18 protein-coding genes and 2 pseudogenes are annotated in these 23,151 nt (G+C 50.3%); 14 read left to right on the top strand and 6 right to left on the bottom strand.

Translation table 11 applies throughout. The annotated features are described in order from the left end of the window. The 4 genes from BMX14_RS13785 to BMX14_RS13770 all read left to right on the top strand — a co-directional run bounded on the left by BMX14_RS13785 (window position 1) and on the right by BMX14_RS13770 (window position 4,582). Window positions 1–561, top strand: a complete 561-nt coding sequence (locus tag BMX14_RS13785) for a lipoprotein (RefSeq protein ID WP_092677721.1) — start codon at window positions 1–3, stop codon at window positions 559–561. Between the two features lie 241 nt (window positions 562–802). Further along, window positions 803–1,534, top strand: coding sequence for a gluconate 2-dehydrogenase subunit 3 family protein (locus BMX14_RS13780; protein WP_092677719.1), 732 nt, complete (start codon window positions 803–805; stop codon window positions 1,532–1,534). A 17-nt stretch (window positions 1,535–1,551) separates the two neighbouring features. After that, a complete protein-coding gene (locus BMX14_RS13775; protein WP_092677717.1) occupies window positions 1,552–3,321 on the top strand; it encodes a GMC family oxidoreductase in 1,770 nt (589 codons plus the stop codon). Between the two features lie 4 nt (window positions 3,322–3,325). Next, a complete protein-coding gene (locus BMX14_RS13770) occupies window positions 3,326–4,582 on the top strand; it encodes a c-type cytochrome (RefSeq protein WP_092677715.1) in 1,257 nt (418 codons plus the stop codon). A 65-nt stretch (window positions 4,583–4,647) separates the two neighbouring features. Here the strand turns inward: BMX14_RS13770 and BMX14_RS13765 are convergent, their stop codons facing one another. Beyond that, window positions 4,648–5,319 (bottom strand): SDR family oxidoreductase, encoded by a 672-nt coding sequence (locus BMX14_RS13765; protein WP_092677713.1) that lies wholly within the window; start codon window positions 5,317–5,319, stop codon window positions 4,648–4,650. A 118-nt stretch (window positions 5,320–5,437) separates the two neighbouring features. Then, the gene (locus BMX14_RS13760) at window positions 5,438–5,830 is read right to left on the bottom strand and encodes a winged helix-turn-helix transcriptional regulator (protein ID WP_092677712.1); all 393 of its coding nucleotides are present in this window, start codon (window positions 5,828–5,830) and stop codon (window positions 5,438–5,440) included. Between the two features lie 108 nt (window positions 5,831–5,938). Here BMX14_RS13760 and BMX14_RS13755 point away from each other — a divergent pair, with 108 nt between their 5' ends. The 5 genes and pseudogenes from BMX14_RS13755 (at window position 5,939) to acpA (ending at window position 11,809) form a co-directional block, all read left to right on the top strand. After that, window positions 5,939–6,988 (top strand): NAD(P)-dependent alcohol dehydrogenase, encoded by a 1,050-nt coding sequence (locus BMX14_RS13755; RefSeq protein ID WP_092677710.1) that lies wholly within the window; start codon window positions 5,939–5,941, stop codon window positions 6,986–6,988. A 437-nt stretch (window positions 6,989–7,425) separates the two neighbouring features. Continuing rightward, window positions 7,426–8,475 (top strand): dihydroorotase, encoded by a 1,050-nt coding sequence (pyrC, locus tag BMX14_RS13750; RefSeq protein ID WP_092677708.1) that lies wholly within the window; start codon window positions 7,426–7,428, stop codon window positions 8,473–8,475. 105 nt (window positions 8,476–8,580) lie between these two features. Next, window positions 8,581–8,832, top strand: coding sequence for a biofilm formation regulator BssS (gene bssS, locus BMX14_RS13745; protein ID WP_092677706.1), 252 nt, complete (start codon window positions 8,581–8,583; stop codon window positions 8,830–8,832). Between the two features lie 84 nt (window positions 8,833–8,916). Beyond that, window positions 8,917–10,038: an N-methyl-L-tryptophan oxidase gene (gene solA / locus BMX14_RS13740; protein WP_092677704.1), complete on the top strand. Its 1,122-nt coding sequence runs from the start codon at window positions 8,917–8,919 to the stop codon at window positions 10,036–10,038. An 82-nt stretch (window positions 10,039–10,120) separates the two neighbouring features. After that, window positions 10,121–11,809 (top strand): annotated as a pseudogene (acpA, locus tag BMX14_RS13735) (acid phosphatase). Between the two features lie 42 nt (window positions 11,810–11,851). Here acpA and trhO read toward each other — a convergent pair. Continuing rightward, window positions 11,852–12,910, bottom strand: a complete 1,059-nt coding sequence (trhO, locus tag BMX14_RS13730; protein ID WP_092677702.1) for an oxygen-dependent tRNA uridine(34) hydroxylase TrhO — start codon at window positions 12,908–12,910, stop codon at window positions 11,852–11,854. A 185-nt stretch (window positions 12,911–13,095) separates the two neighbouring features. Between trhO and BMX14_RS13725 the strand changes: the two genes are divergently transcribed. Next, window positions 13,096–13,491 (top strand): MysB family protein, encoded by a 396-nt coding sequence (locus BMX14_RS13725; RefSeq protein WP_092677803.1) that lies wholly within the window; start codon window positions 13,096–13,098, stop codon window positions 13,489–13,491. Here BMX14_RS13725 and BMX14_RS13720 read toward each other — a convergent pair whose 3' ends face one another. Genes BMX14_RS13720 through BMX14_RS13710 form a run of 3 tightly spaced genes read right to left on the bottom strand, consistent with a single transcriptional unit; the run spans window position 13,492 to window position 17,881 of the window. Next, on the bottom strand, window positions 13,492–13,722 hold the full coding sequence (locus tag BMX14_RS13720; protein ID WP_092677700.1) for a YceK/YidQ family lipoprotein: 231 nt from the start codon (window positions 13,720–13,722) through the stop codon (window positions 13,492–13,494). A 45-nt stretch (window positions 13,723–13,767) separates the two neighbouring features. Further along, window positions 13,768–16,323, bottom strand: a complete 2,556-nt coding sequence (gene mdoH, locus BMX14_RS13715; protein ID WP_092677698.1) for a glucans biosynthesis glucosyltransferase MdoH — start codon at window positions 16,321–16,323, stop codon at window positions 13,768–13,770. Continuing rightward, window positions 16,316–17,881, bottom strand: a complete 1,566-nt coding sequence (locus tag BMX14_RS13710) for a glucan biosynthesis protein G (RefSeq protein ID WP_092677696.1) — start codon at window positions 17,879–17,881, stop codon at window positions 16,316–16,318. Before BMX14_RS13710 ends, mdoH begins: the two co-directional genes overlap by 8 nt. A gap of 261 nt (window positions 17,882–18,142) precedes the next feature. Here BMX14_RS13710 and mdoC point away from each other — a divergent pair. The 4 genes and pseudogenes from mdoC (at window position 18,143) to BMX14_RS13690 (ending at window position 23,121) form a co-directional block, all read left to right on the top strand. Then, window positions 18,143–19,226 (top strand): annotated as a pseudogene (gene mdoC, locus BMX14_RS13705) (glucans biosynthesis protein MdoC). Window positions 19,227–19,250: 24 nt separating this feature from the next. Continuing rightward, window positions 19,251–20,735, top strand: coding sequence for a SulP family inorganic anion transporter (locus BMX14_RS13700; protein WP_092677694.1), 1,485 nt, complete (start codon window positions 19,251–19,253; stop codon window positions 20,733–20,735). A 126-nt stretch (window positions 20,736–20,861) separates the two neighbouring features. After that, window positions 20,862–21,425: a sorbitol dehydrogenase family protein gene (locus BMX14_RS13695; RefSeq protein ID WP_230527507.1), complete on the top strand. Its 564-nt coding sequence runs from the start codon at window positions 20,862–20,864 to the stop codon at window positions 21,423–21,425. Between the two features lie 40 nt (window positions 21,426–21,465). Further along, the gene (locus tag BMX14_RS13690) at window positions 21,466–23,121 is read left to right on the top strand and encodes a GMC family oxidoreductase (RefSeq protein ID WP_092677690.1); all 1,656 of its coding nucleotides are present in this window, start codon (window positions 21,466–21,468) and stop codon (window positions 23,119–23,121) included. Window positions 23,122–23,151 lie beyond the last annotated feature (30 nt).

Below are 23,151 nucleotides of genomic sequence, written 5' to 3'. Positions count from 1 at the left end.
ATGCGTAAGTGTCTTACCCTTATCGTGTTCTGTTGCACTGTAGTCTTAGCCGGCTGTGACCACTGGGCGTCTTATACGCTGAGTGAACAGGAAATTAATCAGAGCCTAAGCAAGCATGCGTCGTTTGAGAAAGATATTGGTATCAATGGATTAGCCAATGCGCATATCAGGTTAGATACCTTACACGCTGAAATAGGCCGAGCCGTCGCCAACCAAGTCGTGTTGTCTGGCCATGCCAAGGTCGAATTTGCCTCACTGTTCGGGCAACAAAACGCTGATCTCAACCTGAAAATGAGTGCGGTACCGGTCTTCAATCGTGAACAAGGTGCGGTCTACCTGCACGACATCACTATTCTCGATGCGCAGGCGCAACCGCAAAAAGTACAAGGCGTGGTTGACGGCCTCAAACCCATCTTAGCGACATCGCTGCGTGAATACTTTACCCAACAACCGGCATGGGTATTGAGCAGTGACCGTTCGAAGGCGGAATCCTTAGCGAAAAAATATGCCACAGGCATCGAGGTAAAACCGGGTGAGTTAGTCATTCCCTTAGCGCCCTAACCTCTCCACACGCCTGCGCGCGCTTGCAGGCGTTTACCTTTACTGTCCGGTATTCATCACTGATTTAAAGCGTGCTACCTACGTCCTCATCACTTCCCGTCGTCCCATTGTCTTTCACTCACCCTTGCTCGCTCAGCACCAAATGTATAAAAAAAGTTAAACTAATGACCTTGCTAAACATATGGATTACAATAGTGATACAAAAATATAATTTGTATAACTAATTGTGAGCATAATTACGATGTTGTTGCAAAAACCCACCAGTAGGAGAAAGTTCCTATTAGCCTCATTAATGGCATTGCCACTCACCGAGTTAGTCCTTAAGGGGATGACGGCGGCGGAGGCTGCTGAACTAGCCGCCCCCGATTTAAGTGCCTATCAACCGTACTTCTTCTCTGCCGAGGAGTGGCAATTTATCCTGGCGGCAACCGATCGACTGATCCCAGCCGGGGGACAAGGTAAAGCGCCTGGCGCCTTAGAAACCAACGTCCCTATCTTTATTGATCAACAACTGCACGATCCCAGCTTCGGAAAAGAGATTTACATGCAAGGTCCTTTCCCTGCCAATCTTCCCGCCACCTTAGGCTACCAGATCCCTTGCTACCCACAGCAAATCTACCAATTAGGGATCGCGGCAATTAATCAGTGGTGCCATCAACAGCACGGCAAAGGCTTTACCCAATTGGCTCACCCCGACCAACAGCAGGTGCTCTCTTTGGCTGAGAAAGGAACCTTACCTTTTGAACAGCGCCAAGATAGCGCTTCTCTCAGCGCCTCGCAGTTCTTTAGTCAACTGCTTAACGATACTAAACATGGCTATCTCGCCGACCCGATGTATGGCGGCAATAAAGGCATGAAAGCATGGATTGCGATTGGCTTTCCCGGCGCACGCGCCAGCTACTTAGAGTGGGTAAAGCAACATAATGTGCAATACCCTCTGGGCCCAGTCAGTATCCAAAGCGTGCAAGCATAAACGGAGAGCGTTAACAGATGCCAAAAGTCACTAAGCAAGAAGTCGATGTGGTGGTGTGTGGACTAGGCTGGGCGGGGTCGCTAATGAGTATTGAACTCGCGCAAGCCGGATTGCGCGTTCGTGCCTTGGAAAAAGGCCCCGATCGCGACTACGACGAGTTCGCCTACCCTAAACCTGCCGATGAGTACGCCTATGCGGTACGCAATAAGGTGATGACCACCCCCGCCGAGTCAGCGGTAACCGTCCGTTATGGACTGCAAGACACCGCCGTCCCAACACGCAAATGGGGAGCCTTTGTCCCCGGCGGTGGCGTCGGAGGATCCGGTATGCACTGGACGGGGGTATTGATCCGCCCAACGCCGACCGACCTTAAACTAAAAACCTATGCCGACCAAGCCTATAAGCCCGGTATTCTGCAAGAAGATATGCGAATTATGGACTTTCCCTTTAGTTGGCAGGAGATCGAGCCTTATTACGATAAATTTGAGCGAATCTGCGGACTATCCGGCAACACGGGTAATCTACGGGGTGAAATACAGCCGGGCGGTGACCCTTTCGAAGGCCCTCGATCCCAGCCTTATCCATTGCCCGCGTTGGAAGATACCTTAAATAATGTGATGTTCTCCGCTGCGGCTAAAATGCTCGGTTACCATCCTTTTCCCAACCCCTCTGCGGCGGCGTCACGCGCGTGGACCAACCCCTATGGCAATACCATCACGCCCTGTAATTATTGCGGCTATTGCTCTAAATATCCCTGCTTGAACTATTCCAAGGCCTCGCCGCAAACCGCGGTAATGGATGCACTCAAACGTATGGAGAATTTCTCCTATGAAGTCAATGCCGAGGTGACGCGTGTCGTCTTGCATGACGATAAAAAGAGTGCGAAAGGGGTTATTTATTATGACGTCGACGGTAACGAATGCTTCCAACCCGCCAAAATCGTCATCCTCAGTAGTTTCCAATATTACAATGTTAGATTGATGCTGCTATCCGGGATAGGAAAGCCCTATAACCCGATCACGGAAGAAGGCGTTGTAGGACGTAACTATGCGTTTCTCAGCAACGGTGGCGCAACGCTATTTTTTAAAGATAAAAACTTTAATCCCTTCGTCGCAGCCGGACCGACGGGACAGATGTTTAACGATATCTCACCCGGCAATGTTGACGGGCCAAGCTTAGGATTTATTGGCGGCGCGAAAATTCACAGTTCACAGGCCACCGGGACGCCAATTAGTGCGGCGCTGCCGAAAGATACGCCGAAGTGGGGCGCGGGCTGGAAAGAAGGACTGGAAACCTGGTACGGACACTCGATGAAAGTCAGCATTACCACCACCTGTATGGCCTACCGCGACAGTTATCTGGACCTCGACCCAACCTATACCGATAAGTATGGGCAACCTCTGCTACGCATGACGTTTAATTGGAAACGCAATGAGTTACTGCTACAGCAATATTTAAAAGGTATTGTCGGGGATCTGGTCAAAGAGTTAAATCCAGATAATTTCAGCATGAGTTTCCTACCGATGGACGCTAACTTCGACCTCACAAAATATGTCTCGACCCATAACGTGGGTGGTGCGGTAATGGGCGACAACCCTAACACTTCGGCGTTAAATCGCTATCTCCAAAGTTGGGATGTTCATAATGTCTTCGTGCCTGGGGGTAACGCTTTCCCACAGAATTTTCAAGCTAACCCTACCGATACGATCGGCGCGATAACCTTGATGGCGGCACAAGCCATCAAAGATCATTATTTAAAAAATCCCGGCCCATTGGTAGAGGCTTAAGCTGATGAAATATTCTTTAATTGCCTTAGCATTATGTACCACCGTCTTGGCCAGCCTCCCTGCCAGCGCAGAGCCTGCCTCCTCCACCCTTATTCAACAGGGGGAGTACTTGGCGCGATTAGGTGACTGTATGGCCTGCCATACCGTCGCAGGCAAAGATAATTACGCGGGGGGCTTAGCGATAAGCTCGCCGCTAGGTACGATCTATTCAACCAATATCACTCCCGATAAACAGTACGGTATTGGTAACTTTACCGAGCAGCAATTTGCCGATGCGGTACGCAAAGGCGTGTTGCCGGATGGACGCCACCTTTACCCTGCCATGCCTTATCCCGACTATGCGAAGATTAGCGATCAGGATATCAGCGCCCTGTATCACTATTTTATGCAAGGGGTAAAACCGAGTTCGCAACAGCCGCCGAAAACCGCGCTAAGCTTTCCGTTCAACCAACGTTGGGGTCTTGCACTCTGGAATTGGGCCTTTGTCGACGACCAGCGCTTCACCCCTTTACAAGGGGCTTCGCAGCAAGTAAATCGTGGGGCCTATATCGTGGAGAGTTTGGGTCACTGTGGCAGTTGTCACTCCCCTCGTGGCCTCGCCATGAACGAGAAGAGTGTGAAAAGTAGTGAAGAAAGTTTTGTTTCGGGTGGAGAACTGAATGGCTGGGCCGTTCCATCGCTTCGTGGCATTGCTCGCTGGTCGACACAAGATATCGTTGATTATCTGCAAACCGGTCGTAATCGTCAGGCAGGGGTTGCGGGGGAGATGACCTCCGTGGTGGCACACAGCACCGCTTACCTCACCGATGCGGATGCGCAAGCCATCGCCACTTACCTGAAAGCCTTGGGGGGAAACCCTGCATTGGACACGGGTAATCCTCAGGCCGTACAGCACACGGCAGACAAGTTGACCGCGGCCAAAAACTTAACGGCGGGTGAAACCTTGTATCTCGATAACTGCAATGCCTGCCACTTCGTTAATGGTAAAGGCGCGCCACATGCCTTCCCCGCCTTAGACCAAGCGTCGATAGTTAACGCTGAGAATCCGACTGGGCTAATTCATATTATCCTTGCAGGAGCGCAATTGCCCTCCACCGCCAAATCGGCTTCGGCGTTGAAAATGCCAGGGTTTGCACAACGTCTCACGGATCCACAGGTCGCCGAACTGGCAACCTTTATCCGTCAAGGTTGGAGTAACCAGGCTAGCGCGGTAACCGCCGAACACGTTAAGACTGTGCGCGAACAGCTAGCAAAGCCGTAAGTCATCAAGACAGCCTTAACCCCTGTTGTGGGTTAAGGCTGTATCATCCCGCCACTGACGTATTATTACCACTCCAGCGTCTGCCCTTGGTAATCAAGGTAATGATGACCCCCTTTACTTGCCGCCGAGATAATCACCTGTTTTAACCCCGTGCTACTTTGTTCAACCGAGACCGGGGCTTTCTCCCCGCCCATATCGGTCTGCACCCAACCGGGGTGTAACGATAATAAGGTAATACCCGCTTGCTGCGCAGCAGGATGTAGCGCGCGCACCAGCATATTGAGAGCAGCCTTGCTGGCAGCATAAAGCGGCATCTCGGCAGCAGGATTTTCTGTCAAACTGGCCATCTGCGAACTGGTGAAGGCCAATACTCCACTGTGCGAGGCAAGATAAGGGAGTAGACGCTGCGCCAAGCGCACGGGGGCGAAGCTATTGGTAAGAAATAATTGATTCAACTGCGCATCGGTAGCCTGGTCTACACGTTGTTCAGCGGGGCCGTATATCCCAGCATTGATGACGATAGCCGCGAAACGTTGGTCCGCTAATTGTTCGATAAAATAGTGCTGACTTGCGGGGTCAGTAATGTCCAAGGCCAACCAGTGTGCCGAGCTATTTTGTACAGGTGTGCCGCGAGTCGTAGCGGTCACTTGCCAGCCTTGTGCGAGAAATTGCTCGACCAATCCGAGTCCAATGCCGCGTGAGGCACCAATAATTAAGATTGTCTTATCGCTTGCCATAGATCCTCCTTAAGCGTGTCAATGAATGTACACTAGCCAAACTAGCCAACCATGACGTTATAGACAGTGCGAAAAGCCGTTAAGGTTCTGGCCCTACGCCTAGTCGCTTCTCTGTGGGCTATTTCTCTTCGCCCGACGTGCCTAGATACAATGCTTCCATTTCGTCTAACGCCCCTTGATGTTCAAGCCCCCAGTGGTATAACGCTTCGATCGGTTCGGCAAAAGTACGGCCTAAAGGGGTGAGCCGATAATCCACTCTTGGAGGGACGACGTCGTAGACATGTCGAGCGATCAGCCCGCGTGACTCCAACTCTTTGAGCGTTTGAAACAGCATTTTTTTTGAGATCCCCTGTAAACTGCGGTGTAACTCACCGGTGCGGGCCCGCCCTTCCGGCCAATGATATAGTGCATGCAATACCATCGAACGCCATTTTACGGAAAAGAGCTCCATAATGCGTCGCGCCGGTGAATCCGCGTAAAAATAGAGTTTCCCCTCAACCCAATCAGGCATTTATCGCTCCTTATCACTATGGTTACCAAATGGTAACTACTACCAAAATACGCTCTTCTCTACTATAGTCCCGCCCCGCATCCAGACCCAGTCTTACCGTGAGTAAACATGAAAATAAATGCCTTAGTGGCCCATGATGCCAACGCACCACTCGCCTCAGCGCCGATCACCCTGCGTTCTGTACAGCATCAGGATGTAAAAATTGAAGTCCTTTATTGCGGTGTCTGCCATTCTGACCTGCACATGGCGCGTAACGAGTGGGCGGTCAGCCGCTATCCACTCGTTCCCGGCCATGAGATTGTCGGTAAAGTGGTCGAGGTCGGGGCCGGCGTCACGCGCTTTAGTACCGGTCAGATTGTCGGGGTCGGCGTTATGGTCGATTCATGCCGCGAGTGTAACTTCTGCCAGGCTCAGGAAGAGCAGTATTGTGAGCAAGACTTCACGGCCACCTATAACGGGATTGATCGCTACACCGGACAGAGTACCTGGGGCGGCTATGCACAGAATGTTATCGTCGACCAAGACTTTGTCATCTCTGTCCCCGATAACTTACCCCTCGCCGGTGTCGCCCCGCTGCTATGTGCCGGTGTGACGGTGTGGTCCCCGCTCCGCCATTTTACTGTTAAAGCGGGTGATCGCGTTGGGGTTGTCGGTCTCGGTGGCTTAGGCCATATGGCGGTGAAATTAGCCAGCGCGATGGGGGCAGAAGTCACCTTGTTCACCACCTCTCCACAGAAAGGCGCGGATGCTTATCGCTTAGGGGCAAAACAGGTTGTCGTCTCAACCGATAGCGAACAGATGGCGGCATGCCACGCCTCGCAAGATATCATTATCGACTGTGTGGCGGCGGCCCACGATTTGGATCCTTACTTAGCAGCGTTAAAGACCAATGGACGCTTAGTGTTGGTCGGTATCCCAGAAACGTCGCACCCTTCGCCGCAGATCACCCCGATGGTATTTCGACGCCTAAGTATTAGCGGGTCATCGATCGGCAGTATCAAAGAGACCCAAGAGATGCTCGATTTTTGTGGGCAACATTCGATCACATCAGATATCGAACTACTACCAGGCGAAGAGATCGAAAATGCTTTCCGACGTATGCTGAAAGGCGATGTAAAGTACCGCTTCGTAATAGATATGCACGCCACTCACTGGTAAACCCTATCTTGAATGAAGGCCCTGCTATCGGCTCCCTTATCAAGGTGGCAACAAACGCGTGACCACCTTGAGTTTACGTCGACCCGAGTACGCATCACGCCTACGAGGCGTTGTCGTAGGCGTGAGGATCCCACTGACCCTCCAAGGGTCGATTAGGACGTAGTGGAGAATGGAGACCGCGACTGTGTTAGACATCAGAAAGCGAGTAACGGACGAAACGATACGCAGCCCTTACCGGCAAGAGAAATGGGGTTGACTATTTTTTTCACTTCTCGAGATCGCGAGAAAAGATCGCCTTCGATGGGCTTTTCCCTAACCTCTGCAATAAATCACCCTAATCATTTAAAAAAAAGAGTGCAATCTGTAGCAGTGCCCTTTAATCTTAGTTCCCGGCCTGAACGCCCTAATCGTTGACTATCTAGCCGGAGCCTTTGCTGATGAAATCCCCTGTTAACTCGCTTACCCTTCGTCGTCCCGATGATTGGCATATCCATCTGCGTGACGATGACATGCTGAACACTGTCCTTCCTTATACCAGTGCGCATTTCGGTCGCGCTATTGTGATGCCAAATCTGGTTCCGCCGGTGACCACTGTCCACGCTGCAGAACAGTATCGTCAACGTATCTTAGCGGCACTGCCGGCTGGGCATCACTTTACGCCGTTAATGACCTGTTACCTGACTGACAGCTTGTCTGCCGACGAAATTGAACTGGGCTTCAGCCGTAAAGTGTTTACTGCGGCGAAACTTTATCCTGCCCACGCGACCACTAACTCCAGTCATGGCGTCACTCGCATCGATCATATCGCTACGGTTTTAGAACGCATGGAAGCCATCGGCATGCCGTTACTGATCCACGGTGAAGTCACCGATACCCATGTTGATATTTTTGATCGCGAAGCGAAATTCATCGACCAAGTGTTGATCCCGCTACGTCAACGCTTCCCCGCGTTACGTGTCGTCATGGAACACATCACTACGCGCGATGCCGCGCAGTATGTGCAAGAAGGTAACGAACTATTGGCCGCGACAGTGACACCGCAACACTTGATGTTTAACCGTAATCATATGCTGAGCGGGGGTATCCGTCCGCATCTGTACTGCTTGCCGATTCTTAAGCGCAATGTTCATCAACAAGCTCTGCGAGATGTGGTCGCGACAGGTCATTCACGATTTTTCTTAGGTACCGATACCGCCCCCCATGTACAGTCTCGCAAAGAATCAAGCTGCGGCTGTGCCGGGGTGTTCAATGCGCCAACGGCCTTAGCCGCCTACGCCAGTGTGTTCGATGAGCTTGGCGCTCTTGAGCATCTTGAAGCGTTCTGTTCGATCAATGGCCCGACCTTCTACCAACTGCCGGTGAGCGAGCAGACCATCACCTTACAGCGTCAAGAGTGGATCGTCCCGGAGCACATCGCATTAGGGAACGAACAGCTTATTCCCTTTTTAGCGGGGGAAACGCTACAATGGCAGGTGGTCGATAAATAATCAGCGAGGTGTAGGTTCCGTGCTATACTTTATCCTTCCTGTGTAATGAAACAGGATACTTGTGACCTCAGTCTTCACTTACGTATGACGATTATGGAGGTTAAGATGGATAAAGAAAATAATGTGATCCAAACACATCCGTTAGTCGGTTGGGATATCAGTACCGTTGAAGATTATGATGCGATGATGATTCGTCTGCATTCCGTCTCTTCGAGCCAACAAACAGAAGAAAACGCCGACATTGGTCCAGCTTATTGGATCACTACGGATGTGGCCAGACAGTTTATTTCTCTACTCGAAGCCGGCATTGCGCGTATTGAAGAGTCAGAGAACCAACCAATCAGGGCGAAGCATTAACCTTCCAAGGCACCTCAGGGTGCCTTTTTTTGTCTCCCCCTGTCCGACTCTGCTATGCTGCAAAGAAAAAAGCGGAGCAATGCAATGATTTACGATGTCATTATTGTCGGAAGCGGATCGGTAGGCGCGGCAGCAGGCTGCTACGCAACCATTAATAATTTAAATGTATTAATGATCGATGCCCATCACCCTCCCCATCATCAAGGTTCGCATCATGGGTCAACACGCTTAATTCGCTATGCCTATGCGGAAGGTGACCAATATGTGCCGCTGCTTCAACGCAGCAAAGTACTGTGGGAGGCGTTAGAGAAAACCTCATCAACGACCCTTTTTCGACGCAGTGGCGTACTCTCCTTGGCCCCTTTAGATAGCCCGCTCATTCCTCAATTACTCAATAGTGCGAAGACCTGGTCGATTGACGTCGAGGCATTAAGTGCTAGTGACATCGTGCAGCGTTGGGAACACTTCGTCATCCCTCCGGAATATCATGGGGTGCTGGATAAAGAAGCCGGTTACCTTTATAGCGAAAAAGCGGTTGAACAATGGATCCGCCTAGCTCAAGAGCAAGGCTGCGCTCAGCTTTTCAACTGCCCGGTTGAATCCATTAGCCACTATGATGATCTCTACCGTGTCACCACCGCTGACGGTGACTATACGGCCCGTAAAATTATCGTTACCGCGGGCAGTTGGGTGAAAAAGCTGCTACCAGATTTACCCATCTCACCGGTGCGCAAGGTAATGGCTTGGTTCCAGTCCGATGGCCGTTTTAGCCATCACACCCATTTTCCGGCCTTTACCGCACAGCTAACCGATGGAAGCCAGTATTACGGATTTCCTGCCGAGGATGATCAGCTGAAAGTTGCCCGTCACGATGGTGGCCAACCGCTCAACGATGCCACAGAGTGCTTACCCTTCGGTCAATCGCCTTCGGATGGTAGCGAATGTTTTGGCTTCCTTAAGCAATTTTTACCGGGCCAGAGCGCCTGCTTGTTCGGCCAAGCCTGCAGCTATGATAACTCTCCTGATGGCCACTTTATTATCGATTATTTGGATGAGGACAAGACGGGGTTAGTGATCAGCGGGTTAAGTGGTCATGGATTCAAATGTGCCCCTGCACTCGGCGAAATTGCGAGTCAATTTGCAATGGGTAATGATATAGAAACTATCATTTCGCCCTTCCGTTTAGCGCGTTTCACAAAAAGCTGATTTCCTCTCAGCATTGTCATAAAAACGTCACGGTTAATTCGTATCGTGACGCTAACTTTTCTTGTTAAAACAAGGGCAATGCATGAAGTCGAAGAAAGGAAATGCCACCACGCCTGAAAATCCACAACGTCGTCGGCTGCTGGCCGGCGCATCGGCTTTGGGCGTCAGTAGCACACTGCTTCCCCTCGGCGGCGCACAAGCTGGCCAGATCACTCCCTCTGCTGCTCGTCCGCTAACCGATTACTCCGCCGCGAAACAGACGGAATTACTGCATAAACACGTCAAAAATATTGTGGTGATTTACGCGGAAAACCGCAGCTTTAATAATCTGTTTGCGAACTTCCCGGGAAGCCAACAGCCGCTGCATCAACTCAGTGAACAGGCTACGCGTCAAGTTGATCGAGATGGATCCCCATTGCCACATCTCCCGCCGATTTGGAAAGGGATGGTGCCGGATCCACAAGTCGTTAATCATAAACGTTATCACATTGATCAAGAGGCAAAGTATCTCACCGAGCTGCCCAATAAGCCTTTCGCCTTACAAGGTGACGATCAAGAAGCCCTGCCACAAGGGGTGATCACCCGCGACTTATGGCATGTCTTCTACCAGAATCAGATGCAAATTAATGGCGGTAAAAATGACCGCTTTGTCGCGTGGGCCGACGCTGGGGCGCTCACCATGGGTTACTATGCGGATAGCGCTTAAAATATGCGCTTATGGCAGTTAGCGCGCGAGTACACGCTCTGTGATAACTTTTTCCAAGGGGCCTTCGGTGGATCGTTCCTTAACCACCAATATCTAGCCTGCGCCCAAGCCCCCTTCTACCCTGATGTTAAGACTTCCCCTGCCAAAGGATTAATTGCTGAGTTGATGAGCGATGATCCTACAGATAGCAGGTTAAAACCGTTAGCTGATTCACCCGCCAGTGCCTTAACCGGCATCCCGAAATTCGGACCGAGTCAAATTACCCCCGATGGCTACGCGGTGAATACCATGCAACCGCCATTCTGGCCCTCTGCGAGTCGCGATCCGCAGCGTCCCGATTATGCCGATGCCAGTAAAGCCAACGTACTGCCGGCGCAAAAGCACGCCCATATCGGCGATAAACTGACGGAAAAAAGTATCGACTGGGCATGGTATGCAGGAGGCTGGCAATTTGCGATTAACGATCAGAAAGACAGTACCGAGTTTCCGCCCCGTCCTGATTTCCAGCTGCACCATCAGCCGTTTAACTATTTTGAGAATCTTGGTCCAAGCCACCCGGATGCTAGAAAGCAACACTTACGTGATGGCGGATTGGGCGACTCCCCTGCGACCAACCATTTTCTGGCCGATGTCCAGGCAGGAAAATTGCCACCGGTCGCTTTCTACAAACCGCAAGGTAACATGAATATGCATGCCGGTTACTCGGATGTCGAAGCCGGGGACCGTCATATTGCGCATATTATTGACCAGTTACAGCGCAGCCCGCAGTGGCAAAATAGCGTGGTCATTATTACTTTCGATGAGAATGGCGGCTGGTGGGATCCTGTCGCGCCACCGAAAGGCGATAGATGGGGACCCGGTTCGCGTATCCCAGCGTTGGTTATTTCACCCTTTGCACGACGCGGACACGTAGACAATACTCAATATGACACCGGATCGATATTGCGTTTTATCAGTCGCGTGCATGGCTTGCCGCTGCTTGATGGGTTAACCGCTCGCGATCAGGCGCTCGTGGCGCACGGCCATCAAAAAATGGGTGACCTGACGGCCGCCTTGCAATTTTAGCCGTGCCCTCACGCAAAAGCCCCTGCTAGGCAGGGGCTTGACTTAGGCGTCGTCTTTATTGATAGGTGTCGGCAGAGTCATGCGTAATAATCCTCGCGACTTATTGAAGATTTTATTACTGGTTTCGCGACCGGCCCGACGTTGGCGTTGCTCTTCGGGGGTCAATGCGGACTCTTCCAAACACTCTGGGCTACAACAGCCACGGTATTTGACTGCGCAGTCATCACACTGAATAAACAGGAGATGGCATCCATCATTTAGACAATTGACGTGAGTATCGCAAGAAGCCCCACACTGATGGCAATGAGCTAGGACATCTTCAGAGATACGTTCACCCATCCGCTCATCAAAGACGAAGTTTTTGCCTTTGAAACGAACCGGTAATCCTTGCTCACGCGCTTTGCGCGTATATTCGATAATCCCGCCCTCGATGTGATAAATATTATCGAAGCCTTGGTGTTTCATCCACGCACTCGCTTTCTCACAACGGATCCCGCCGGTGCAATACATTACGATTTTCTTCTCTTTTTGCTCTGCCAGCATCTCTACTGCCATGGGCAGTTGATCCCGAAAGGTATCGGCAGGGATCTCCATGGCATTGTCGAAATGTCCCACCTCAAACTCATAGTGGTTACGCATATCAACAAAGACAGCCTCCGGGTCGTCTAACATTGTGTTGACTTGATCGGCTTTCAGGTAAGCCCCGACGTCACTGGCGTCGAAACTTGGATCGTCAATACCGTCAGCCACGATTCGCTCACGGACCTTCATCCGTAACACCCAGAAAGATTTACCGTCATCGTCTAAGGCGATGTTCATCCGTAATCCGTTCAGCGCAGGGTCGAAGTCGAAAATTTGCTGCTTCATCGCTTCAAAGCGGCTGGCAGGCACACTAATTTGTGCATTAATCCCTTCGGCGGCGATATAGACGCGACCGAACACTTTAAGCTTTAAGAAAGCTTGGTATAGACGGTCGCGGAACGCCTGCGGATCACTGATCGTGAAATACTTATAGAACGAGACCGTGGTACGCGGTTCGGTCTCCTCCATTAAACGCTGTTTTAACTCTTTATTCGAGACAAGGTTATGTAACACTGGCATGGTGTTCGTCCTGTTTTGGGCAATTGAAAAGGCGACTATGATACCCGATAGCCCTACGCATCCCAAGTGTCTATCCGCACTTCATTCAGGAAAAACTGAAAAGTAACAAAATCTCTCCCACCTCACTCAGGGTGAAAAATATGTTCTATGCTTCATCTATTCCCACAGTGATTGAGGTTACAACCATGGATTTATTCACCACCTTAGATGAAGCGATAAGCGTCGCAAAAGAGAGTTACTTAGCGGATCACCCCGAAGTGGACGAGTTAAGTGCCTCGGTAAGTCAGTTTTCGTTACAAAAATATGTGATGCAAGACGGTGATATTATGTGGCAAGCCGAGTTTGCGGATCAGGACGAAGCGCCTAGCGAGTGTCTCCCTCTCTACTATGATGAAGCTGCTCAGGCAATCTGGGATAATGAGTATGACGAAGAGGAAATACTGGCCGAGTGGCAACCTGAAAATACGCTACACGAATGGGATGAAGGCGAATTTCAGCTCGCACCGCCTACCGATACTGAAGAAGGTCGAGCCGCTGCCGAAGAGTGGAGTGACGACAACAGCGACTCTGAACGCTGGTAATTATGGGTAGTCACCGTGCTTGGCATCGATAGGCAACATAAAGGTGTCAACAATCAGTGAAAGCGGTAAATCTAGAATCGTTAAAAAGCGCCAATACCCTTGGCGCAAATCCCACTGCACCCCGGGATAGTACTGATGCCCCTGCCCCTGTCCCGCCACACTTCGACTGATAATACTGCCACAGCCCGTTAGCATGACAATCGAAAGAATAATAACGAGTTTTCTTATCATAACGGCTTGAACCCATTAAAAAAGGCGGCTTACGCCGCCTTTTAATCAGTTAACTTGTAGAGCGTCAGGGTTAGATTCCAGTTTGGCATAACTGTCATGCCATTGGCGGTACTTATCCTGTTGCTGCCACAAGCGGCTGTGTAATCGCGCTAGGACCACCGGGTCACTGATGGCCAGTAAGCGCTGATTGGCACTGCTTTTTTCAGGTGACTCGCTTAACAGCTGATCGATTTGACGCTCACGCGCATGCTCCAGCAGATCACTTTGTAAATGACGTGCCGTGGCCAGCGCGGTGGCTAACGCATTAAAGGAAGGATGGAATAGCGCATGCATAAAGCCATTCTCCAACACACGTTGGCGATTAAGCAGCACGTAGTTATCCGTATCGATCAACTCTTGTGGTGTTTCAAACTCTTCAGGGATTAAGAAGAGTTTAGCGCGACGCGAAGCTAACCCAACGGTTGCACGGCTCGAAATAACCGACACAATCGGGGAGAGGATGAGAGACCCAACAATTGGCGCTAACCACCATAAAAAGTTGAGATCCAGATAGCCCATACCAGCCGCCCAGACGATCCCTAATAGCATCTGAGAACCATGACGGCGGAAGGCTTCGCTCCACGGCGTTGAGTCATCATCACGCTGCGGGGAGTCCCACACCGCTTTCAAGCCTAAGAAGGCACTCACCACGAATAGCGTATGGAATAACATTCTTACAGGGGCTAACAGTACTGAGAACAGCATTTCCAGAATCAGGGAAATAAACACTCGAATAAATCCACCATAAGGCTTAGCCCCCTTACACCAGATCAACAACACACTGAGCATCTTCGGTAAGAAGAGTAACACTAAGGTGGTGGAGAATAGGGCAATCGCTAATTCTGGACGCCAATGCGGCCACACCGGATAGAGCTGACGAGGTTGTAAGAAGTACGTCGGCTCGACCAATGAGTGCACCACCTGCAATGCGGTAGACAGCGCTAAGAACATAAACCACAGTGGGGCCGAGAGGTAAGACATCACCCCCGTCAGGAACACGGCACGGTGAACCGGGTGCATCCCTTTCACCATAAACAGACGGAAATTCATTAAGTTACCATGACACCAACGGCGGTCACGCTTAAGTTCATCCAATAAGTTTGGCGGCAGTTCTTCATAAGAACCGGGCAGATCATAAGCAATCCATACGCCCCATCCCGCACGGCGCATTAACGCGGCTTCAACGAAGTCATGCGACATGATGGAGCCGGCGAACGACCCCTCACCTGGCAGGGGGGCTAAGGCGCAATGCTCAATAAACGGCTTGACCCGTATAATCGCGTTGTGTCCCCAGTAGTGGGATTCCCCTAGCTGCCAGAAGTGCAGTCCCGCCGTAAACAGTGGCCCATAGACGCGGGTCGCAAATTGCTGACAGCGTGCATACAGCGTATCCATTCCCGATGCTTTCGGTGACGATTGGATAATCCCTGCATTAGGATTGGCCTCCATCATCCGCACCAGGCCGGATAAACATTCACCGCTCATCACACTGTCGGCATCCAGGACCACCATATAGGCATAGTTTTGGCCCCAGCGGCGGCAGAAGTCGTCGATATTACCACTTTTACGCTTCACGCGGCGGCGGCGGCGGCGATAGAAAATTTGCCCAGCTCCGCCAACATCACGGACCAGTTCCATCCAAGCCTTTTGTTCGGCAATCGCGATATCTGCATCGTAACTGTCGCTCAGAATATAGACATCGAAGTGTTCGCTATTGCCGCTGCGTACCACCGATTCCCATGTGGCGCGTAGACCGGCAAACACACGCTGCACATCTTCGTTACAGATAGGCATGATTAACGCAGTACGGTTCTCAGGGTTTAGCGGCTCATCGCCCACGGTGCCATAAGAGATACTGTATTTGTCTTTACCGATCAGGAGTTGTAAGAAGCCCATCAGCGCGGTCCAAAAACCAGCGGAAACCCAGCAGAAGAGAATCGCGAATAGGAAAAGAATACCGGTCTGCAGCACATAAGGCAGGATCTGAAGTACCGCCTGTTTCCAGTCCGGGGTGAACAGTTGCGTCGGGTCAATCAAGGTCCAGCCTTGATAAGGCAGAATGGTTTTCATATACCATGTTGCGACGATAGTTTGCGCTAAGGTCAGTAGCAACAAGATATAGCGACGAATCGTCCCAACAACCCGCCACTTCTCTTCTGAGTTACGGGTGGGCGCATCCTGCAAACGTTCACGTTGCTTGCGGGATTTTCCTCGTACAGAGCGCCATGCCCGCGTAATCGGGTTAGTTTCCCAACTGTCTGGAGACATCAACGCACGTCGTACTGGCGGCATCGCCTTCAATGTGGTGCGCTGCAGATCGTCCTGCGCAAACTGCGCATCATTATCTGTCGCCGCTGACCATGCCATTTTTACACGAGATGAGACAGAGGCCAGTGCCGCGTCCTCCTCACGATCACTGGCGGTCACATCGTTGCCCAGTTGATGGTGGAACTGAGCAAAGCTTTCTTGTGATGTCTCAGTCGCGAGCAATGAAGACTGCTCTGCCGCATCAAGCGGCAGAGTGTCAACATACTGTTTAGGATTAAACGTTGATTTATTCATTGGCAGGTAACTGATAGCTCCACGTTTCAGTCAATAATTTTTCGTTGCTGGTTAACGCAGCACGCATCTCGGTCACTTGTTTCGGATCTTTCACGCGTAAGCGTAGGGTTAAACGCCAGCCTTTTATCACTGGGTTGTAACGCACGTTTTGCTCAACGATCTCGCCATTTTTCCCGATGCTCACTTCTGGGGCAATCTTCGCATCGCTAGGCATTTTACTTAGGTTCTTGCCCACGAAGTCGACTAAGAACGCAATGCTGCCGTCTGGTTGACGCACCAGATTCGACTGTTTGACATCACCAGTCGAACGCATCGTGTTTTGTACCCACGCAACATGGTTGTCGTGCAGCGCGGACTCGTCACGAGTAAAGTGCAGACGATAATCAAATTTCATCTCTTTACCGGCTTCCGGTAATTTTTCTGGGCTCCAGAAGGCGACGATATTATCGTTGGTTTCATCGTTAGTCGGGATTTCCACCAGCTCGATATGTCCTTTGCCCCAATCCCCAATAGGCTCTACCCAACCGCTTGGACGTTGGTCGTAGCGATCGTCTAAATCCTGATAATGGCTGAAGTCACGATTACGTTGCAGTAAGCCGAAACCTTTTAAGTTTTCAACTTGATAGGTACTGACACCTAAACGACGTGGATTGTTGATTGGACGCCAGATCCACTCGCCGTTGCCGTTATGAATCGAGAGGCCATCCGAATCATGTAATTCGTTACGATAGTTAATCACTGGGGATGGTTGATTGGCCCCGAACAGATACATACTGGTCAGTGGCGCGATGCCTAACTTTGTGACGTTGTCACGCAGGTAGACACGGGACTGTACATCCACCGTACTCTCTTTACCGGGATGAATGATGAAGCGATAAGCGCCAGTGGCACGTGGAGAGTCCAGTAATGCATAAATTGTCAGCTGTTTAGCATTCGCGGTCGGACGTTCGATCCAGAACTCTTTGAAGCGCGGGAACTCTTCCCCTGCCGGAACGGCGGTATCGATCGCGAGGCCGCGCGCAGAAAGGCCATAGGTTTGACCTGCGCCAATCACACGGAAATAGCTTGCGCCCAAGAAGCTGCTGATCTCATCTTCTTTCTTACGGCTGTTAAGGGGATAGAGGACTTTAAAGCCAGCAAACCCTATGTTTTTAAGGGAATCTGCATTATGCGGGACTTTACCGAAATCGAAGTATGCGGGATCGTATTTAATTTCATGAACGGTAGAGGCCGTAACTTCATTTATTTTGACCGCTTGGTCAAAATACATTCCTTCGTGATAGAACTCGAGTTTGAAAGGCGTATGGAGTTTAGACCAATAAGCTTTATCATGCTTGAATTGAATTTGTTGGTAATCGGTATATTTCAATTCGCGGAGTTGTGAAGGCAAATTACTGTTTGGAGCTTGATAATTTTTCTTCGCTAAGGATTTAGCTTGTTTCGCGACATCGTCGATACTAAATGCCCAGCTATTGCTCGTGTAGAGTGCGACAAGTACCGCTGCGCCAACCCATTTGAGTTGTCGTCCTTTATATGTAGTCTCTTTCTTGATGAGCACATCGCCCCCTTAAAAATATGTTCCAAACTGACTAAGCTTATAATAATTGATTCGGCAGCATTCTGACAGTCATCTTCGAATGATAGTTTCTTTTTATTAGAAAAGCCGGATTTTTCGGATAGTTTTACGAAACCCCAATTCGCATAACGTTGTCTGATATACTTACGTTAATCTTAGCCGTAATCGTGCCAAATACACCCTAGACGATGGGTATAGATGATGTCTGCCCAATCCCAACTACGTGAATATTTTCCCGATTGAATCCGCGCAATCCTGGTGCTGCTCGCGGTCCCTTTCCACGTATCGCTAATTTATTTTTCACAGCATTGGACGGTCAATAGCCCAACGTCATCCTTCGGATTGACCCTTTTTAATGAATGTATTCACTCGTTTCGGATGCAAGTATTTTTCGTCATTTCCGGCTATTTTTCTTATATGCTTTTCTTACGCTACTCGCCCCATCGCTGGTTAAAAGTTCGTCTGGAAAGAGTCGGTATTCCATTTCTCGCGGCAATCCCCTTAATTACGCTGCCGCAATGTAGACTGTTGAAAAATGTCTCGGATAAATTTCCTAACTGGTCTCAGTTCACGCTGTATGAAAAATATAATACTCTGTGTTGGGAGCTTATCTCCCATTTATGGTTTTAACTGATTCTGTGTTTATTAACGATGATCGGTTATCAATTATTTCATTTCCTTAAACAGCGTACTGAACAGTGGCAACATAAACAGATTGGCTGGTGGCAGGTCCTGGGTGGGTTAACACTGAGTATTTTGGTTTGGTGCTTACTTCGCCGTCTACTCCTACTGACCCTGCCCTTGGTGATGAAAGATGCGCTAATGAACATCGTGGTGATGCAGGTGCTATTCTATTTGCCTTTCTTTAATGCTAGGCGCGCTGGCTTGGCAAATCACTTCATCAAAAGCACGCTTTATTAAGCCACACCCGCTGTTATGGATGGGTACAGTCGTCGCCTTTAGTGCCTACCATTACAATCAACATTACAATTCAGGCGTAGGCTGGCTATATGAGCTTGATGCGTTAATCTCGATGGTAATGAGGATCTGTATGCTTAATATCTGCTTTAGCAGTGGCTACCGATTATTAAATATCCATTCGCCCGCGGTCAGTTACTTAGTCAATGCCTCCTTATTTATTTACTTAGTCCACCATCCCCTAACCTTGGTATATGGCTTATATGTAAGTCCCGCAATCCCTAAAAATTACCTTGGTTTTTTTGCAGGATTAGTAATGGTTTTTAGCGTATCATTTATCCTTTACGAAATTCATCAGCGCATTCCTGTGTTGAGATTCCTCTTTTCAGGTAAAAGCAATAATAAATAATACGTTTTTCACAAGGTAAAATGAATGGAACCCTGTTCTGCAGCAAAAGCTGGGCAAGTTAAAACGGTACTGACCTCCCCCGGAAAACTGATTACCGAGAGTTTAGCGGGTATTGTCACCGCCCTGGCCCTGATCCCCGAAGTTATTTCGTTCTCGGTCATTTCTGGTGTCGACCCTAAAGTCAGTCTGATTGCATCCTTTGTGATCTGCTTAACCCTCTCCTTCATTGGCGGTCGCCCGGCGATGGTCAGTGCCGCAGCCGGTTCAGTCGCCTTGGTCATCGGACCCATGGTCGCTGCACATGGCGTGAACTATATTTTACCGACGGTTGTGATGGCGGGAGTAATACAAATTGTGTTTGGTTGGTTAGGATTAGCGAGAATGATGCGCTATATCCCCCAATCAGTGATGACAGGTTTTGTGAATGCTTTAGGTATCCTGATCTTTATGGCACAAGTTCCCCATATCATTGGCCATGGGCCGATGGTATGGCTGTTTTTCGCGATTACGTTAGTTATCGTATTCGGTTTGCCTCGTCTCTTTACCGCCATCCCTGCTCCGCTGGTCGCCATTGTTTTGCTTACCGCAGTCGTTGCCTATACCGGCCTACGATTACCGAATGTCGGGGATGAAGGCAGTATGTCCCCTGGGCTGCCTAGCTTTAATTCACTGCAGGTGGCGCTTAATTGGCACACGCTGAGTATTATCTGGCCCGCCGCAATCAGTGTAGCCTTAGTTGGCCTAATGGAGTCATTGTTAACGGCTAAGTTGGTTGATGAGTTAACGGATACCCCATCGAATAAACACCGCGAGTCTTGGGGATTAGGGATAGCCAATATTTTGGCCGCATTCTACGGCGGCGTTGCAGGCTGTGCCATGATCGGTCAAACCATTGTCAACGTCGAACTGGGTAAAGCCCGCAGTCGCGTTTCTACCATCGTTGCCGCATGCGTCTTACTATTGTTAGTCAGCGTATTGAGTCAAGTGATGGCGAAAATACCGATGGTGGTCTTAGCGGCGATCATGGTGATTGTATCGGTTAAAACGATAAATTGGCACAGCTTGCAGCCTAAGACATTGCGTCGATTACCGGTTAGTGAGACCTTAATAATGCTGCTCACCGTGGTCATCACGGTATGGACCAGTAATTTAGCACTGGGTGTCGTCGTCGGCGCAGTCTTTGCGTCACTACTGTTTGCCACACGGATCAGCCACATTATCGTTGCCCAGCGGTCGCTTTCGCAATCAGGTGAACGTGTCACCTATCAGGTGCAAGGCCCGCTATTCTTCGCCAGCAGTAACGATCTCTATGAACATTTTGACTACGCCAATGATCCAAAGCAGGTTGTCATCGACCTCTCTGAAGCACAGGTGTGGGATGCGTCGAGTGTTAGCGTGCTTGATTCCATCGAACATCGTTACCATCGTCATGGTTGTGAAGTGACATTAGTCGGACTTGCCGGGCGAAGCGAAGCCATTCATCAACGCGTTTCAACGCATCGCCAGTAACACTATTAAGCGGTAAGTCGTTGGCTTACCGCCCAGACGTCTTCCTCTCAATCATTATAATCTTTTTACATCTAAGACGTATTTCACTATATCATGTTAACTTTATCACATCCCGTTTTGAAGACCGTGACTCCTAACCTCCCACAACCTGATTACGATAGGGTTGGTATCGATACTAATCGCCGTCGTTTCCTAAAAAGTTCGCTGATTGTTACCGCAGGCTGCTTTATCACCTCACTGCCTCTTAGCGGGCTTGCACAGAATACTGCCTCCTCAGGCGATACGTTGCGTGCCTTTATACGTATCACACAGGCTATTACCGAACATAAGCAAGTGAATGCAGAACTGGCGGCGCATTTCTTTAATGCTTTCGTAAAAAAAGTGCCTAACTTCGCCCAACAAATCACTCCCTTGGTACAGATGATTCAAGAAGGCATGAGTGCCACCGCCTTTGCTGAAAAAGCCCAAGCAGCCGGTCTGCAGGCGCGACTCCAACAAATAGTCACCGCATGGTACACCGGCACTGTCGGCAATGATTATCACGGCATCTTGGTCAGTTACCAGCAAGCGTGGATGTATCGCACGGTGAGTGATGGATTGGTCGTGCCGACCTATTGTGGCAATGGGCCGTTATGGTGGACCGCGCCAGTGCCTGACGCTAATAGCACTGCCGTCATCGACGCGTTGTAATCTTTTATACTTAAAATTAATAACAATAAAATCAATCATCATGAAAAAACCAGAATTTACTGCAAGTGGCGATGTGAGCGCCGATGTTGTGATCGTTGGATCCGGTATTGTCGGCGGTATGATGGCGGACCGATTGGTGGCGCAGGGTTATTCCGTGTTAGTTCTCGAAGCAGGGCTGCGGATCACCCGTGCTCAAGCGGTCGAAAACTGGCGTAATATGCCGTTTGCCAATCGTGCCGGTTCCGATTTCCAAGGACTCTACCCGCAATCGCCTTTAGCACCCGCCCCGCTCTATTTTCCACCGAATAATTACGTCAACGTCACCGGCCCGAGTGCAGGCAGTTTTCAACAAGGCTACTTACGTACTGTTGGCGGTACGACTTGGCACTGGGCAGCCTCGTGCTGGCGTCATCATCCGAGCGATTTCGAAATGCAACGCAAGTACCAAGTCGGACGCGATTGGCCGATCTCTTATCAAGAGTTTGAGCCGTGGTATTGCGAAGCGGAATATGAAATTGGCGTCGCAGGTCCAAACGATCCCGCGATGCAATCTCCTGCCGAACGTAGCCGCCCTTATCCTATGGAGATGGTGCCTTTCGCCCATGGCGATAATTATTTTGCCAGCGTGGTCAATCCACATGGCTATAACCTAGTGCCGATTCCGCAAGGCCGGAGTACCCGCCCTTGGGAAGGCCGCCCTGTCTGCTGTGGTAACAACAACTGCCAACCTATCTGCCCGATCGGCGCGATGTATAACGGTATTCATCATGTCGAGCGTGCCGAACGTCAAGGCGCGGTCGTCCTTTCAGAGTCTGTGGTCTATAAAATCGATACCGATAGCCAAAACCGTATTACGGCGGTGCACTGGTTGGATAATCAGAAGGCTTCGCATAAAGCCTCGGCGAAAATGTTCGCCTTAGCCTGTAACGGTATCGAGACGCCGCGCCTATTACTGCTGGCGGCCAATAAAGATAACCCTACTGGGATCGCTAACAGCTCCGATATGGTCGGCCGTAATATGATGGACCATTCCGGTTTCCACTGTAGCTTTCTGACCGAAGAGCCGATGTGGCTTGGTCGCGGTCCAGCGCAGAGTAGCTGTATGGTCGGCCCGCGTGACGGTGACTTCCGGCGTGATTACTCGGCGAACAAGATGATCCTCAATAATATTTCACGGGTGGTTCCCGCGACAAAACAGGCCTTAGCCAAAGGCTTGGTCGGTAAAGCTTTAGATGACGAGATCCGTTACCGCTCGACGCACGGCGTTGATCTATCGATAAGCTTAGAGCCGTTACCAGATCCCGATAACCGCCTTACGCTCAGTGCTGACCGTAACGATACGCATGGCCTGGCTTCCCCTGACATTCACTATGATGTCGGCGATTATGTGCGCAAAGGTGCTGAAGCAGCCCATGACCAGCTGCGTCACATCGGTTCGCTGTTTAACGCGAAAGAGTTCAACATTACCACTAGTCTCAATGCGAATAACCATATCATGGGCGGCACCATTATGGGAGATTCCGTCAAGAATGCGGTAGTCGATAGCAATTGCCGTGCCTTCGACCATGAAAACCTTTGGTTACCGGGGGGTGGCGCCATCCCTTCCGCCAGTGTGGTCAACAGCACCTTGACCATGGCTGCGCTGGGATTAAAAGCGGCCCATGATATGGCTCAACGTTTAAAGGCGGGAGTATAATCGTGCGGCTTAACAAAACACTGGCGTGGG

The organism is Rosenbergiella nectarea, assembly GCF_900111105.1.
Taxonomy (GTDB): domain Bacteria; phylum Pseudomonadota; class Gammaproteobacteria; order Enterobacterales; family Enterobacteriaceae; genus Rosenbergiella; species Rosenbergiella nectarea.
Note: the sequence above shows the minus strand (reverse complement) of the source record. Positions and strands in the feature narration are given on the sequence as shown.